The sequence below is a fragment of the Halomonas fontilapidosi genome, from assembly GCF_014192285.1.
GTDB classification, from domain to species: domain Bacteria; phylum Pseudomonadota; class Gammaproteobacteria; order Pseudomonadales; family Halomonadaceae; genus Halomonas; species Halomonas fontilapidosi.
On sequence record NZ_JACHXQ010000001.1, the window covers coordinates 57,231 to 72,099 of the forward strand.

The following is a 14,869-nucleotide window of genomic DNA, read 5'->3' on the forward strand; positions in this document are numbered from 1 at the left end:
CAACCTGCAAGGACCTATCATGAAGCCCGAAACGCTCGCCCTGCACCATGGCTACGCCCCCGATGACCAGCATGCCGTGGCAGTGCCCATCCATCAGACCACCTCGTTCTCGTTCGACAGCGCCCAGCACGCGGCGGACCTTTTCGACCTCAAGGTCGAGGGCAACATCTACTCGCGGATCATGAACCCGACCTGTGCGGTGCTCGAGCAGCGCGTGGCGGCCCTCGAGGGGGGCATTGCCGGCCTGGCGGTGGCATCCGGCATGGCGGCCATTACCTATGCCATCCAGACCATCGCCGAGGCCGGCGACAACATCGTCTCGATCAGCGAGCTCTATGGCGGCACCTATAACCTCTTCGCTCATACGCTGCCGCGCCAGGGGATCGAGGTGCGCTTCGCCGACAAGGATGACATCGCCGGCCTCGAGTCGCTGATCGATGCCCGCACCAAGGCGGTATTCTGCGAGAGCGTCGGCAATCCCTCGGGCAGCGTGGTCGACTTGGCCGCCCTGGTTGATGCCGCCCATCGTCATGGCGTGCCGGTGATCGTCGACAACACTGTGCCGACTCCTTTCCTGTGGCGGCCCATCGAGCACGGTGCCGATATCGTTATCCAGTCGGCCACCAAGTATATCGGCGGTCACGGCACCACCGTGGGCGGGGTGATCGTCGACTCCGGGCGTTTTCCCTGGGCCGATTACCCCGACCGCTTCCCGCTGCTCAACGAGCCGGACGTCTCCTACCATGGCGTCTGCTATACCCGCGACCTGGGCGAGGCGGCCTTCATCGGCCGCGCCCGCGTGGTGCCGCTGCGCAACATGGGGGCAGCGCTCTCCGCCCAGGCGGCCTGGAACCTGCTGCAGGGCCTCGAGACCCTGTCGCTGCGTATCGAGCGCGTCTGTGACAATGCTCAGAAGGTGGCCGAGTACCTCGAGGGCCATCCCGCCGTCACCTGGGTGCAGTATGCCGGTCTCGAGAGCCACAAGGATTACGGGCTGGCGCAGCGCTACATGGGTGGACGCGCCTCGGGTATCCTCAGTTTCGGCATTCAGGGCGGGCGCGACGCGGGGGCGCGCTTCTATGATGCGCTGGGCATGATCCTGCGCCTCGTGAATATCGGCGATGCCAAGACCTGCTCGTCGATTCCGGCTTCTACCACCCACCGTCAGCTCAATGACGAGGAGCTCAAGGCGGCCGGCGTAACGCCCGATATGGTGCGCCTCTCCATCGGCATCGAGCATGTCGATGACATTCTCGCCGACCTGGAACAGGCGCTGGTCGCCAGTCAGGTGTGAGCGGCTGCAAGGCACGCCCCGTCTAGAGGCGGTACTGGCGCAGGAAGCGCCGATCCAGATGCGTCTTCAATGCCAGGGCCAGGCGCCCGCCCCACCAGTGGTGGCCACGGATGGCCAGCCCCTGTCCGGCGCCCAGGTCGAGGATGGCCAGGGCCCGCCGCTGGGGAACGTAGGCAATGAGGGGGTCGCCGGAGAGGCGTGCCGCCAGGTTATCCAGCAGTACCCTGGCCTGGCGGATGCCATAGATGCGCAGGCGGGGAAGCTCGTGGTGGAGCATTGCCGCACAGTCGCCGATGGCGAAGATGTCGGGATAGCCGGGGCACTGCAGGGTCGCCTCGACAGCCAGGCCGCGGTGCGGAATCAGTGGCAGGCCCAGTCGTTCGACAACGGCGGGAGGGACGAGCCCCTCGGCGTGCACGACATGGTCGGCCGCCAGCCATTGCAGGCTGTCCTCTCCCCAGGCATTGCTCTCGGTGGTAAAGGTGACGCCGTTGGCGGCATGGCCGGTGACCTCCAGGCCGAATCGCACCTCGATCTCGCGACGGGCGAGCTGGCGCATCAGCCAACCGATGGCGCCTCGCGGGGCTCCCTCCAGCAACTGCTGGCCTCGTGTCACCAGCAGGATCTCGGGATGAGCCCCATGGCGCCTGGCCAGCTCGCGTAATTGACAGGCGACCTCCACGCCACTCGGACCACCCCCGACGATGACCAGTCGGGGTGTCCGACCGCGTGAGAATTCCTGTTCCAGGCGGTGGCGCAGGGCGAGTAGCCGCGGGAGCGGCTTGACCCCCCAGACCCCCGGCCCCGGCGTACACGGTTCAGGGCAGGGCGAGCATGAGCCAAGATTCAGCGACAGTAGCGAAAAATCGAGCGCACGACCGTCCTCCAGCCGGGCGATGCCGGCCGCCGGATCGAGGTGGGCAAGGCGACCACGCAGGACTTTCACGCCGAAGCGACTCGCGAGACGGACGGGGTCCAGACGAATCTCGGCCGGGGAGTGGCGGGCACTTAACAGGCTGGTGGCCCGCCCCGAGTACCAGAAGCTGCCAGGGTCGACGAGGGTGATCTCGGCGGCTTCGAGGCGATGGTGATGTCGGATCAGGTGCAGGTGGGCGTGCCCGGCGCCGACCAGCAGCAGGCGAGGTTGTCCGACGCGAGGAGGTGTGGGAGGCATCTTGCGATAGTATCCGAAAGCCGCGGTTCAGGCGATATGGGCGCCGCGCTGGGCTCAACGCGGCGGGGCCGTGGTGGCGCGAGCCCCTCCGGGGCGTGACTGCCAGGCGGACCAGGAGTAGAGGGCTAGTCCCGTCCAGATCAGCAGAAACGTAACGAGTTGCGCCGTCGCCAGGGGCTCATCGAAGACCAGCAGGGCGATGACGAACTGGATGGTCGGGTTGAGATACATCAGAAACCCCAGCGTTGCCAGGCGCAGTCGGCGTGCGGCGCCGGCGAAGGCCAGCAAGGGCAGGGCGGTGATCACCCCGCTTGCCACCAGCAGGGCGGTGGTGCGGCCCTCGTCGAGGAAGTGGGAGAGCTCGGCCTGCGTCAACCAGCCCAGCCCGATCAGGGCCAGCGGCAGCAGTAGCAGCGTCTCGACAAAGAGCCCGGAGAGGCCGTCCAGGGGCACCTGCTTGCGCAGCAGGCCATAGGTGCCGAACGAGAAAGCCAGCACCAGGCTGATCCAGGGCAACTCGCCCAGCATGACCAGCTGGATCGCGATGGCCAGCCCCGCGAGGCCCACGGCCACCCCCTGCAGGCGCGCCATGCGCTCGCGTAATACCAGCATGCCCAGCGCCACGTTGACCAGCGGGGTCATGAAGTAGCCCAGGCTCGCCTGGAGAACCTGTCGTGTCTCCACCGAGTAGATGTAGAGCCCCCAGTTCAGTGCGATCAGCAAGGCGCAACCCAGCACGCGGCCGAGTCGCCTCGGTTCGGCAATGGCCCGGCGAACGGGGGCCCAGCGGCGGAGAAGGGTGACCAGCCCCACCAGGAAGAGGCAGGACCAGATCACCCGGTGCAGCAGTATCTCGAAGGCCGGGACACCCTGGAAAAGGGCAAAGAACAGCGGGAAGCAGCCCCAGGTGACATAGGCGGCCAGGCCGAAGGCGACGCCCTTGCCGGTTTCTCGGGATGGAGCAGAGGTGGAATGCTGGGACATGAGGGCCTCGAATCCAAATGCGCTAGACATTAGCAGGCTATTGTCGTGCCTGCCATGGGTCTTGCGCGGCGGCTGACGGCCACGGTGGTGGTGGGGTAGGCTGTCGTCAGCCAATGACCTTGACGGGAGTCACCGCATGAGTGAGCTGAGAACCACCCTGGTGCAGTGCGACCTGCGCTGGGAAGACCCCGACGCCAACTGCCGGATGCTGGAAGAGACCCTGGGCGAGCTCGGCGCCGATGAGACCGACCTGATCGTGCTGCCGGAGATGTTCGCCACCGGGTTTACCATGAACTCCCGGGAGATGGCCGAGCCCATGGTCGAGAGTCGCACCGTGGCCTGGCTGCAGGGCCAGGCGGCCCGGCGCGGCTGTGTGGTCACCGGTAGTGTTGCCGTGGTGGAGGATGGCGACTACTTCAATCGCCTGGTCTGGGCGCGCCCAGACGGCAGCCTGGTCACCTACGACAAGCGACATCTGTTTCGCATGGCCGGGGAGCATGAACGCTATGCAATGGGCCATGAGCGGGTGATCGTCGAACTCAAGGGATTCCGCATCCTGCTCAGCGTCTGCTATGACCTGCGTTTTCCCGTCTGGCTGCGTCAGCAGCCCGGGCCCGACGAGCATTTCGAGTATGATGCCCTGCTGTGCGTGGCCAATTGGCCAGCGCCACGCCGTCACCCCTGGCGGGTGCTGCTGCAGGCGCGGGCCGTCGAGAATCTCTGTCCGGTGATCGGCGTCAACCGGGTCGGCGAGGATGCCAAGGGACTTGCCTATGCCGGCGATTCCATGCTGATTGACGCCAAGGGTGAGGCGCTGATCGACGAGCCCAAGGACACCCCCTTCGTCAAGACGGGCATCCTCTCGCTCGACGACTTGCATCGCTTTCGCGAGAAGTTTCCCGCCTGGCGTGATGCCGACCACTTCAGCCTCGCTGACGGGGTGGGTTACTGATGCGTCTCGACCGTTTCCTCTGCGAGACCACCGACCTGACGCGCAGCCTGGCCAAGAAGGCGCTGCATCGCGAGGAGGTCCGGGTGGACGGCGAGGTGATCAAGAACCCTGCCACCCAGGTCGGCGAACAGAGCAATGTCACCTGGAACGGCGAGCCCCTGGCCCTGGTTGGCCTGCGCTATGTGCTGCTGCACAAGCCCGAAGGGGTCGAATGCAGCGCGCGTCGCGGTCTCTACCCGCTGGTCCGCGAACTGGTCGACCTGCCCCATGTCGAGCGTCTGCAGACGGTGGGTCGTCTGGACGTCGACACCACCGGGCTGGTGTTGCTCACCGACGACGGCCAGTGGTCCCATCGGGTCACCTCACCGAAGCGGCGCTTAGGCAAGGTCTATCGGGTCACCCTCGCCGAGCCGCTGGAGGGCGCCGCGCTGGACGCCGCCGTGTCCGGTTTCGCCGAGGGCCTGATGCTTGACGGGGAGGAAAAACCGACGCGTCCCGCGCAGCTGGCCATGCGCTCGCCGCAGGTTGCCGAGTTGACGCTCCACGAAGGCAAGTACCATCAGGTCAAGCGCATGTTCGCGGCCATCGGTCACCATGTGGTAGCGCTGCATCGCGAATCGATCGGACCGCTATCTCTCGGTGAGCTGGCGCCCGGCGAATGGCGCGAGCTGAGCGAGGAGGAAGTGGCGCTGTTCTGAGGGTGATGCGGCGTCGCGCTTTGATGCGCCCAAGGGCGGTTGCTGCCGGACGTCAGGCGTAGATCTCGACTCTCGCCCGCCCTCGGTTCTTGGCCGAATAGAGGGCCTTGTCGGCGAGACCGATCAGCGTCAGCGGGTCGCCGGCATGCTCGGGAAAGGTGGCGATGCCGCAGGAGATCGATAGCGGTCCGAGCACCCGGTCGCGGTAACGAAAACGCTTGTGGCTCAGTACCTCCAGCAGTTCGCTGAGACGCGCCTCGGCGATGGCCGCCGTGGCCCCCGGCATGATGATCACGAACTCCTCGCCACCCATCCGGCAGACCACGTCGGCATCGCGGAAGTGATGGGTCAAGACTCGGCCCATGCCGACCAGCACCGTATCCCCTGCCTCGTGTCCTTCGTGGTCGTTGAACTGCTTGAAATGGTCGATATCGACCATTGCCAGGGTCAGCGGGGTGCCGTGGCGACGCGCGACCGCCGCCTCGTGCTGAAGTAGCTCGTCGAAGTAGCGTCGGTTGTAGAGCCCGGTCAGGGCGTCCTGGTAGGAGTAGGCCTGCAGCTTTTCGACCATCTCCTCCAGCGCCCGCGTGCGCTCGGCGACCTGCTTTTCGAGGGAGAGGTTGAGCCGGTGCAGCTCGCGCTGGGTATGCCGGTAGTGCCACAGGGTGATCGTCACGATGGCCAGCGCGAAGACCAGTGCGGCAGCGCTGACCGGCACGCGTCGCCAGGGCAGCAGGCCGTGGGCCACGGCCATGTCGATCAGCAGCAGCAGGGCGAAGAGTCCGTAGCTGGTGACGATCAGCTTCTGTTCGGCATTGAGTGTGCCGAGGTGCACGGCGATCGTCGTGAACATCACCAGCAGGGTGACCAGCAGCAGGACATCGAAGGTCGGAAAGGTGCTGGAGAGGTCGATGACGCCGGCCAGCGCCAGTCCCGGTGCCAGCACCAGGTAGCCCAGGTGGAGCTGCCAGATGCGCCGCAGCAGCGTCGGGCCTTGGGCGGCGAACCAGTGCTCCAGCATCAGCCCCATGGCCACCGGCAGCGTGTAGTAGCCGATGGCGGCCAGGTAGTCCCATAGCAGGGGAATGTCCACCAGCAGTTGGCTGGCTTGGGTCTCGGCCAGCAGCATGCTGCCCGCCGCCAGAGCGAACAGGCCGATGCCGAAGAAGCTGCGTCGGTCGCCCTGCACGATCGCGAAGATGAAGGCCAGCAGCGCCAGCAGCAGCAGGAAGGCGCTGACCACCAGTTCTCCGGCCGAACGCTCGAGGATGTAGTGCAGAAGGTCGATGCGCTCCATCAGCTTGACCTCGCCCCACAAGCCGATGTCGGTATAGTCGGAGAACACCCGGAAGTAGAGGGTCTGGCCGGCGAAATCTTCCGGCAGGCTGATCATGTGCCACGGCCAACCCGCGAATCGTCCCTCGCCGCGAGCGTCGAAGTGTCCGTACTGGTAGATCAGCTCGTCCTCGAGCCAGGCCTGAGTGATCAGGTCGACGCTGTAGATGTAGAGTACCGGGTCGCGCCACTCGCCGGCGGGCAGGGTGATGCGAAACCAGGCGTGCCTGTTGTCGCCGCGGCCGGGCGGGTTGGAAGGAAAGGCGATTGGCTGCCACTCACTCTGCGATGTCGCGTCTCCGACCCAGGCGGGGGTGCCGTCATCCTGAAAGGGGGAGTCTCCCCAGCGATATTCCCAGCCTTCGTCGAGTGCCAGTGGAGCCGGACCGGCGCATGCAGGCGCGACCATCAGCAGTGCCAGCAACAGGGGCGCGAGCAGGGAGAAGAGAAGTGTACGCATGGCGTCCTGAGGCCTAGTATCGGGTCGATAGTGTAATCCAACGTAACTCCTGGCGAATGCCACCCCTGTCAACGCCCCGTCGCGGATGTCTTGGGACTCGGTATAGGGTCATAAAATTTATACCGTTATCTTGCTTTTCTACACTGAAAGTGGACCCACCGGTCCCAAAGAAGAAATCAGCCGAGACTGTCAGCAAACGAACGAGTAAACGCGTCTTTCCAACGTAGGCAGCTCACTCGTGCGGTGCCAGCCCGGCGGCCGCCACCAAGGCTCGTGTGTAGTCGCTGGCAGGATTCTCGAGGACCTGCAGACAGTCGCCCGCTTCCATCACCTCACCGTCCTTGAGGACCAGCACCCGATGAGCCATGGCCCGCACCACCGCCAGATCATGGCTGATGAACAGATAACTCAGCTGGCGCCGGGCCTGGAGATCGCGCAGCAGCTCGACCAGCTGCTTCTGTACGCTGCGGTCCAGGGCGGAGGTGGGCTCGTCGAGCACTACCAGTTGTGGCTCGAGGATGATTGCTCGGGCAACAGCAATGCGCTGGCGCTGACCGCCGGAGAACTCGTGGGGATAGCGGGAGGCACAATCCTCGGGCAGGCCCACCTCGCGAAGGGTGGCACGCACGCGGCGGTCGACCTCGGCTCTGTCGAGCTCCGGCTGATGGAAGCGCAGCCCCTCGCTGATGATGTCGAAGACCGGCAGACGCGGTGATAGCGAGCCATAGGGGTCCTGGAACACCACCTGCAGGCTGCGACGCTGGCGTCGCAAGGCGTTGCCGGTCAGCTGGTCGAGGCGCACGCCGTTAAAGTCGATCTCGCCGCTGCCCGTTCCCAGGCGCAGCAGGGCAAGGGCCAAGGTTGTCTTGCCCGAACCGGATTCCCCGACGATGCCCAGGGTCTCGCCGGGGGCGACATGTAGGTCGAGTGGCTTGACCGCTTCGAACGGCGGCGGGCGTCGGCCAAAAAGTCGTGTCGGACGCGGAAAGCGGACACCAACGCCTCGGGCACTCAGCAACGGCGCGAGACGGGGGATGGGCGCCGGGCGCCCCCTGGGTTCGGCCTCCAGCAGCTGCCGGGTATAATCGCTGCGCGGCTGGCTGAAGACCTCCGCGACCGCTCCGGTTTCCTGTTCGCGGCCAGCATGCAGTACGCAGATGCGGTCAGCATGCCGGCGCACCAGGTTAAGATCGTGAGTGATGAAGAGCATGCCCATGCCATGAACATCACGCAGTTCGGCGAGCAGGGCGAGGATTTCCTGCTGCACGGTGACATCCAGTGCGGTGGTGGGCTCGTCAGCGATCAACAGTTCGGGGTCGTTGGCAATCGCCATGGCGATCATCACGCGTTGGCGCTGCCCGCCAGAGATCTGGTGCGGCCAGGCATCCAGCAGTTCGCCGGCGCGGGGCAGCTTGACCTGTTCCAGCAGGTCGCGGGTGCGCAATCTGGCGGCATTGCCGGTGATGCCCTGATGCAGACGTAGGGTCTCGCCGATCTGCTTGCCGATGGGATGCAGCGGATTGAGCGAGGTCATGGGCTCCTGAAAGACGAAGCCCACTCGACTACCGCGCAACCCCCGCCAGCCTCGATCGGTCAGCGTGGCAAGGTTGGTATCGCGCAGCCGGCGCTCGCCTTCGATGCGCGCATTGGGGGGCAGCAGGTTCATCGCGCCGAGCGCCGAGACCGACTTGCCGGAACCCGACTCGCCGACTAGGGCCAGGGTCTCGCCGCGCTTGACGGTGAGCGACAGGCGGTCGACGACGCGGATTCCGTCGAAGGCAACGGTCAGGTCGTGCAGCTCAAGCAGGGGGGACGTCCGGGTGTCAGGCATCGGGCCCGCTCCTCGAGGATTCGCTCGCCGCCGGAGAAGCGCTGGCAGCATGCTGGATATGACGGGGGTCGAAAGCATCGCGCAGCCCCTCGCCGATGAATACCAGCAGCGACAGCATCACCGATAGGGTGACGAAGGCAGTAATGCCCAGCCACGGCGCCTGCAGATTGTTCTTGCCCTGGGCGACGAGCTCGCCCAGGGACGGGGAACCCGGCGGCAGCCCGAAGCCCAGGAAGTCCAGCGCGGTGAGGGTGGTGATGGCCCCGGTGAACAGGAAGGGGATGAACGTCAGGGTGGCCACCATGGCATTGGGCAGCACGTGGCGCCACATGATCAGCCGCGAGGGCAGGCCCATGGCTCGGGCGGCGCGCACGTACTCGAGGTTCCGGGCGCGCAGGAATTCGGCACGTACCACATCGACCAGCCCCAGCCAGGAGAACAGCAGCATGATGCCCAGCAGCCACCAGAGGTTGGGTTCCACCAGGCTCGCCAGGATGATCAGCAGGAAGAGCATCGGCAGCCCCGACCAGATCTCGGTGAAGCGCTGGCCGATGAGGTCCACCTTGCCGCCGAAGTAGCCCTGGATGCCGCCGGCCACTACCCCCAGCACGAGCGAGCCCGCGGTGAGCACCAGGGCGAAGACCACCGAGAGGCGAAAGCCGTAGATCACTCGCGCCATGACGTCGCGGCCCTGGTCATCGGTGCCCAGCCAGTGGCGAGCGGTGGGCGGCGACGGGGCCGGGTGATCGAGGGCCATGTCCAGGGTCTCGTAGGAGAAGGGGATCGGCGGCCAGAGCATCCAGCCGTTGGCCATGATCTCGTCGTGCACGAAGGGGTCGCGGTAGTCGGCGGGACTGGGCAGAAAGCCGCCGAATTCGGTATCGGGATAATCCACCAAAACCGGCACGTACCATTCGCCCTGGTACTGCATGACGATCGGACGGTCGTTGGCGACCAGCTCGGCCACCAGACTGATGGCAAAGAGGACCGCGAAGATCCATAGCGAGACCCGCGCTCGCCGGTTATCGCGGAAGACCGCCAGGCGTCGCCGAGTGATGGGCGAGAGCTCGCGCGAAAGCAGTGACATCGGTTCAGGACTCCCGTGTCTCGAAGTCGATGCGCGGGTCCACCCACACATAGGTCAGGTCGGAAATCAGCTTCAGGACCAGCCCGATCAGGGTGTAGAGAAAGAGCGTGCCGAAGATCACCGGATAGTCGCGCTGCATCACCGCCTCGAAGCCCAGCAGGCCCAGGCCGTTGAGCGAGAAGATCACCTCGATCAGCAGCGACCCGGTGAAGAAGATACCGATCAGCGCCGCCGGCAGCCCGGCAATGATGATCAGCATGGCATTGCGGAAGACGTGGCCGTAGAGCACGCGACGATCGCTGGCTCCCTTGGCGCGGGCGGTGAGCACGTACTGCTTGTGAATCTCGTCGAGGAAGCTGTTCTTGGTCAGCATGGTCAGGGTCGCGAAGCTGCCGATGGCCGAGGCGATGACCGGCAGGGTGATGTGCCAGAGGTAGTCCTTGACCTTGCCCCACACGGAAAGCTCATCGAAGTCCGACGAGGTGAGGCCGCGCAGCGGGAAGAGGTCCCAGTAGCTGCCGCCGGCAAACAGCACGATCAGCAGGATGGCAAACAGGAAGCCGGGGATGGCATAGCCGACGATCACCAGTCCCGAGCTCCAGATGTCGAAGCGTGAGCCGTGTCGCAGAGCCTTGCGGATGCCCAGCGGGATCGAGATCAAGTAGACCACCAGGGTGGTCCAGAGCCCCAGCGAGATCGATACGGGAAGGCGCTCCAGCATCAGGGTGGTCACCGGCTCATCGCGGAAGAAGCTTTCGCCGAAATCGAAGGTGGCGTAGTCGGCGATCATGCCCAGGAAGCGCTCATGAGCGGGCTGGTCGAACCCGAACTGTGCCTCGAGCTTTTCGATGAAGGCCGGGGGAATGCCCCGGGCACCGCGCGAATCGCCACTCGCCGCGACGTCCCCGCCACCTCCTTCCATGCGGGTACTGGCCTGGCTGGAGAGGCCCTCGAAGCGAGCCAGCATCTGATCGATCGGGCCACCCGGCGCGGCCTGGACGATGATGAAGTTGAGCAGCATGATCCCCAGCAGGGTGGGGATCATCAGCAGCAGGCGGCGCAGTACATAGCGGGCCACGGCGTATCCTTACTCCACGAAGGGCAACAGCCGGCGAGTCGGTTGCCGGCTCCCTTCAGCGATTGCGTTGGCGGGTCTCGATCTCGGCGCCGCGCTCGGGGTCCACCCACCAGGCGCTCAGGTCCAGGTTGTACTCGGGGAACGGTTCTTTCCAGGCGAACTTGTCCCACAGGGCGATGCGCGTCTTGCCCAGGTGCCATTGGGGAATCACGTAGAAGCCCCAGCGCAGCACCCGGTCCAGCGCGCGGGCCGCGGTGTCCAGCGCCTCCCGGGAGTCGGCGGCGATCAGGTCGTCGACCAGGGCGTCGACCACCGGATCGCTGAGCCCGATCAGGTTGCGGCTCTGGGGGACCTCGGCATATTCGCTGGTCCAGAAATCGCGCTGTTCATTGCCGGGGTTGGCCGACTGGGGGAAGCTGCCGACGATGATATCGAAATCGAAGCTGCGTAGCCGGTTGAGGTACTGGTTGACGTCGACGATGCGAATATCGCCTTGGATGCCGATCTTCGCCAGATTCTGCAGCAGCGGCTGCACGACCCGCTCGAACTGGGTGTCGAAGAGCAGCACCTCGACGCTCAGTGCGGCACCGCTGTCGAGGTGGGTCATGACGCCATCGCGAACGACATAGCCGGCTTCGTTGAGTAACGCTAGCGCCCGGGCGAGGCGGGGGCGCATCTCCTCCGGGTGCTCGATGGGCAGGGGCTCTTCGAAGACGCGCTCGGGCAGGGCCTCGCGATGCGGCTCGAGAAGGGCCAGCTCGGCCTCGCTCGGCAGCCCCTCGGCGGCCATCTCGGAGTTGGCGAAATAGCTTTCGGTGCGCTGGTAGGCACCGTAGAAGAGGTTGCGATTGAGCCACTCGAAATTGAAGGCCAGGTTGAACGCCTCGCGGACCCGCGGGTCCTGGAACTTGTCGCGCCGCAGGTTCATCACATAGGCCTGCATGCCGGCGGGTTGTCCGTCCGGTACCTCGAGGCGTTCGACGAAGCCTTCTTCCAGGGCCGGAAAGTCGTAGGCGGTGGCCCAGTTGCGGGCGCTGGTCTCGATGCGCATGTCGAGGTTGCCGGCCTTGAAGGCCTCGAGTGCCACCGTCTGGTCGCGGTAGTAGTCGTACACCAGTCGGTCGATGTTGTGGCGTCCCCGGTTGACCGGGAGATCCCGTCCCCAGTAGTCATCGACACGCTCGTAGGCGATGCGTCGCCCCGGCTCCACGGTGCCGATCCGATAGGGGCCGGAGCCGAGCAGGGGATCGCGCGTAGTGGCCTCGAAGTCACGACCCTGCCAGAAGTGGGCGGGCAGGATCGGCAGCTGGCCGATGATCAGCGGCAGCTCACGCGACTCGCTGTCGGCGAAGTCGACGTGCACGGTCTTTTCGTCCACGGCCCGGACGTCGACGACATCGGCATAGTAGGCGCCGTAGAAGGGCTGACCCTGCTCCGTCAAGGTCTCGAAGCTGAATACCACATCCGCGGCTGTGACCGGCTCGCCATCATGGAAGCGCGCTTCGGGGTGCAGGTCGAATTCGATCCATTGCCGGTCCGGGTCCAGCCGGACCCCCTCGGCGAGCAGGCCATACATCGAGAAGGGCTCGTCGGGATGCTGAGCCAGCAGGGTGTCGTAGATTTCGGTCAGGCCGGTGGCCGGCGTACCACGAATGATGAAGGGATTGGTCGAATCGAAACTGCCGATGGCCGAGCGCACCAGGCTGCCTCCCGCCGGGGCCTCGGGGTTCGCATGGGGGAAGTGCATGAAGTCCGGTGGCAGCGCCGGGTCGCCATACAGGGCCAGACCATGGACAGTCGGCACCTCGCTTGGCTCGGCCGACAGGGCCGGTCCAGCGAGCAGCACGCCCAGCAGCAAGCCCAGGCCAGGGGCAGCGTATCGCATCGCTCAGGTTCCTTGTAGCAGGCAGGGCCATGGCCCCGATCATCAACTACCGGAAAGTGTCAGCTGTTGCCCCGGTTGTAAAGCGTCGGGCCGTTCGATGCCGTTCCAGCGGGCCAGGTCGGCCAGCGCCACGGCATGGCGGGAGGCGATGGCCGAGAGGCTGTCCCCACGACGGACCACATAGATATCATCGCCGTCGTTGGTGGCGGTGCGCTGACGGGCAGTGCCGCGGAGCTGTGCCAGCATCTGTTCGGCGCTGTCGGCGGGTACCAGCAGCCGCTTGACGTGGCGTGGGTCGACCCGGTTGCCGAGCAGGCCGGGATTGAGGTCGGCCAGGGCGGCGTGGGAGACCCCGGCCATCCGGGCTGCTTCGCCGAGATTCATCGGCTGGGTCAGCGGGACTTCGGCCACGGCCGGCGAGGCACCTATCTGGGGCAGCTCGACGTTGTAACGCTCTGGCTCGGCGATGATCGCCGAAATAGCGATCAGCTTGGGGACATAGGCCATGGTTTCCCGCGGCAGGTGGAGGTCCCAGTAAGTGCCCGCCTTGCCCTGGGAGAGCGCGGCACTGCGCGCTCGGTTCACGGTGCCTGCGCCGGCATTGTAGGCGGCCAGGGAGAGCTCGAGGTCCCCCTCGTACCACTGCTCGGCCTGCATCTCGATGTAGTCCAGGGCGGCATGCGTCGAACGCGCCACGTCCAGGCGGCCATCGTAGCCGCCCCCGCGGCGCAGACCCAGGGCATGGCCGGTGCCGGGCATGAACTGCCAGAGACCCGCCGCCCCGCGGTGGCTGCGGGCGTTGGGGTCGAAGGAGCTTTCGATGAACGGAATCAGGGCAATCTCGCCCGGCAGGCCGCGTTCCTCCACGCGTTCGGTGATCCAGGCAAGCCAGGGCCTGGCGCGCTCGGTGATCTCGACGATGTTGTGGGGACTCTGCCGATAGTGGTCGATCCACTCCTGCACGCGTGCCTGATCGGTATCTTCCTGCCATTGGAAGGCCTCGGCAAGGCGGGACCAGGCATCCCTGGGTTCGAGCGCCAGGGCATCCCAGAAACTCTGGTTGGCGGGAAGCCTGGCAGCTTGGGCCTTGTGGCTGACCGAATCGTCCTTGAAGGCGCGCTGAGGGGTGGGTGAGGCCTGGCTGTTGCCGGTGGCGGCCATCAGGGAACCCATCAGTGCGAGACAGCTGGTAAAGCCCAGGATCCGTCGACGTGTCGTATGGTAGGTCATCGAAAGGTGGTCTCCTGGTCAAACGTTGGCCTGCCGTCTCTGGCAGGCCTCATGTCATCCATCAATTCATCCAGCAATGGCGTGCTCAGAAGTCATCCTTCCAGGCGCGCAGCGTGGTGAAAGTCGCCAGCTGGCTGTCGGTATCACCATGCGCCGAGGCGGCCTTGCGTATGCCGGCCGAGGTGCAGCGCAGGAAAGGATTGATGCGGCGTTCGCGGCCCAGCGTGGTGGGCAGGGTAGGGCGATCGAGTTCGCGGCTACGTTGGCATTCCGCTTCGGTGGCCTCGACATCGGGGTTGTCCGGGTCGGCCGTGCGCGCGAAGGCCAGATTGGCCAGGGTATATTCGTGGGCGGCAAACACTAGGGTGTCCTCCGGCAGCGCGTCGAGGCGCGACAGCGACTCGTGCATCTGTGCCGGGGTGCCCTCGAAGAGTCGGCCGCAGCCGGCACTGAACAGCACGTCGCCGCTGAACAGCAGCGGCGGGATGCCTGGCGCGAAGAAACCGATATGATCCAGTGTATGGCCGGGTAGGGCGAGGACCTCGAACAGCCTGCCCATCACGCGCACTTCGTCGCCGTCGCCGACCCGTTCGTCGATGCCGTCGATCTCGGGGTTGTCCGGACCGATCACGCGCGGCGAGTAGCGCTTGATCAGTTCGGCCAGGCCACCGGTATGGTCATGATGATGATGGGTGATCAGCACCGTGCCCAGGTTCAGCCCCTCGCGTTCCAGCCATTCGACCACCGGCGTTGCATCGCCGGGGTCAACCACACAGACTTCCGGGCTCGTGTCCTGGCGCAGCAGCCAGATATAGTTGTCGCTAAAGGCGGGTATCGGTGTCACGCTCAACATGGGCTCGG

The 14,869-nt window shown here is 65.6% G+C and carries 12 protein-coding genes; 3 read left to right on the forward strand and 9 right to left on the reverse strand.

The window, feature by feature from the left end:
- Positions 1-19 precede the first annotated feature (19 nt).
- Entirely contained in the window at positions 20-1,294 is a 1,275-nt protein-coding gene (locus FHR95_RS00275; protein ID WP_183312931.1) for an O-acetylhomoserine aminocarboxypropyltransferase/cysteine synthase family protein, read from the forward strand.
- Positions 1,295-1,316: 22 nt separating this feature from the next.
- Here FHR95_RS00275 and FHR95_RS00280 read toward each other — a convergent pair whose 3' ends face one another.
- A complete protein-coding gene (locus tag FHR95_RS00280; protein ID WP_183312932.1) occupies positions 1,317-2,468 on the reverse strand; it encodes an NAD(P)/FAD-dependent oxidoreductase in 1,152 nt (383 codons plus the stop codon).
- Positions 2,469-2,522: 54 nt separating this feature from the next.
- On the reverse strand, positions 2,523-3,452 hold the full coding sequence (rarD, locus tag FHR95_RS00285) for an EamA family transporter RarD (RefSeq protein WP_040186871.1): 930 nt from the start codon (positions 3,450-3,452) through the stop codon (positions 2,523-2,525).
- A 136-nt stretch (positions 3,453-3,588) separates the two neighbouring features.
- Between rarD and FHR95_RS00290 the strand changes: the two genes are divergently transcribed.
- Both FHR95_RS00290 and FHR95_RS00295 read left to right on the forward strand, forming a co-directional pair.
- Positions 3,589-4,404: an amidohydrolase gene (locus FHR95_RS00290; RefSeq protein ID WP_183312933.1), complete on the forward strand. Its 816-nt coding sequence runs from the start codon at positions 3,589-3,591 to the stop codon at positions 4,402-4,404.
- Entirely contained in the window at positions 4,404-5,102 is a 699-nt protein-coding gene (locus FHR95_RS00295; protein WP_183312934.1) for a pseudouridine synthase, read from the forward strand. Before FHR95_RS00290 ends, FHR95_RS00295 begins: the two co-directional genes overlap by 1 nt.
- A 52-nt stretch (positions 5,103-5,154) precedes the next feature.
- Here FHR95_RS00295 and FHR95_RS00300 read toward each other — a convergent pair whose 3' ends face one another.
- The 7 genes from FHR95_RS00300 to gloB form a co-directional block, all read right to left on the reverse strand.
- Positions 5,155-6,897: a GGDEF domain-containing protein gene (locus tag FHR95_RS00300; protein ID WP_183312935.1), complete on the reverse strand. Its 1,743-nt coding sequence runs from the start codon at positions 6,895-6,897 to the stop codon at positions 5,155-5,157.
- Positions 6,898-7,129: 232 nt separating this feature from the next.
- Complete coding sequence (locus FHR95_RS00305) at positions 7,130-8,728, reverse strand: ABC transporter ATP-binding protein (protein WP_183312936.1); 1,599 nt, start codon at positions 8,726-8,728, stop codon at positions 7,130-7,132.
- On the reverse strand, positions 8,721-9,815 hold the full coding sequence (locus FHR95_RS00310) for an ABC transporter permease (protein WP_040186861.1): 1,095 nt from the start codon (positions 9,813-9,815) through the stop codon (positions 8,721-8,723). Before FHR95_RS00310 ends, FHR95_RS00305 begins: the two co-directional genes overlap by 8 nt.
- A 4-nt stretch (positions 9,816-9,819) precedes the next feature.
- On the reverse strand, positions 9,820-10,893 hold the full coding sequence (locus FHR95_RS00315) for a microcin C ABC transporter permease YejB (protein WP_040186859.1): 1,074 nt from the start codon (positions 10,891-10,893) through the stop codon (positions 9,820-9,822).
- 55 nt (positions 10,894-10,948) lie between these two features.
- On the reverse strand, positions 10,949-12,778 hold the full coding sequence (locus FHR95_RS00320) for an extracellular solute-binding protein (RefSeq protein WP_183312937.1): 1,830 nt from the start codon (positions 12,776-12,778) through the stop codon (positions 10,949-10,951).
- A gap of 42 nt (positions 12,779-12,820) precedes the next feature.
- Positions 12,821-14,008 (reverse strand): transglycosylase SLT domain-containing protein, encoded by a 1,188-nt coding sequence (locus tag FHR95_RS00325; protein WP_183312938.1) that lies wholly within the window; start codon positions 14,006-14,008, stop codon positions 12,821-12,823.
- 85 nt (positions 14,009-14,093) lie between these two features.
- The gene (gene gloB, locus FHR95_RS00330) at positions 14,094-14,861 is read right to left on the reverse strand and encodes a hydroxyacylglutathione hydrolase (RefSeq protein ID WP_183312939.1); all 768 of its coding nucleotides are present in this window, start codon (positions 14,859-14,861) and stop codon (positions 14,094-14,096) included.
- Positions 14,862-14,869 lie beyond the last annotated feature (8 nt).

What these genes read in the sequence shown, in the direction of transcription:
- FHR95_RS00275 (WP_183312931.1), top strand. Translation starts at nt 20, where the DNA reads ATGAAGCCCGAAACGCTCGCCCTGCACCATGGCTACGCCCCCGATGAC.
- FHR95_RS00280 (WP_183312932.1), bottom strand. Translation starts at nt 2,468, where the DNA reads ATGCCTCCCACACCTCCTCGCGTCGGACAACCTCGCCTGCTGCTGGTC.
- rarD (WP_040186871.1), bottom strand. Translation starts at nt 3,452, where the DNA reads ATGTCCCAGCATTCCACCTCTGCTCCATCCCGAGAAACCGGCAAGGGC.
- FHR95_RS00290 (WP_183312933.1), top strand. Translation starts at nt 3,589, where the DNA reads ATGAGTGAGCTGAGAACCACCCTGGTGCAGTGCGACCTGCGCTGGGAA.
- FHR95_RS00295 (WP_183312934.1), top strand. Translation starts at nt 4,404, where the DNA reads ATGCGTCTCGACCGTTTCCTCTGCGAGACCACCGACCTGACGCGCAGC.
- FHR95_RS00300 (WP_183312935.1), bottom strand. Translation starts at nt 6,897, where the DNA reads ATGCGTACACTTCTCTTCTCCCTGCTCGCGCCCCTGTTGCTGGCACTG.
- FHR95_RS00305 (WP_183312936.1), bottom strand. Translation starts at nt 8,728, where the DNA reads ATGCCTGACACCCGGACGTCCCCCCTGCTTGAGCTGCACGACCTGACC.
- FHR95_RS00310 (WP_040186861.1), bottom strand. Translation starts at nt 9,815, where the DNA reads ATGTCACTGCTTTCGCGCGAGCTCTCGCCCATCACTCGGCGACGCCTG.
- FHR95_RS00320 (WP_183312937.1), bottom strand. Translation starts at nt 12,778, where the DNA reads ATGCGATACGCTGCCCCTGGCCTGGGCTTGCTGCTGGGCGTGCTGCTC.
- FHR95_RS00325 (WP_183312938.1), bottom strand. Translation starts at nt 14,008, where the DNA reads ATGACCTACCATACGACACGTCGACGGATCCTGGGCTTTACCAGCTGT.
- gloB (WP_183312939.1), bottom strand. Translation starts at nt 14,861, where the DNA reads ATGTTGAGCGTGACACCGATACCCGCCTTTAGCGACAACTATATCTGG.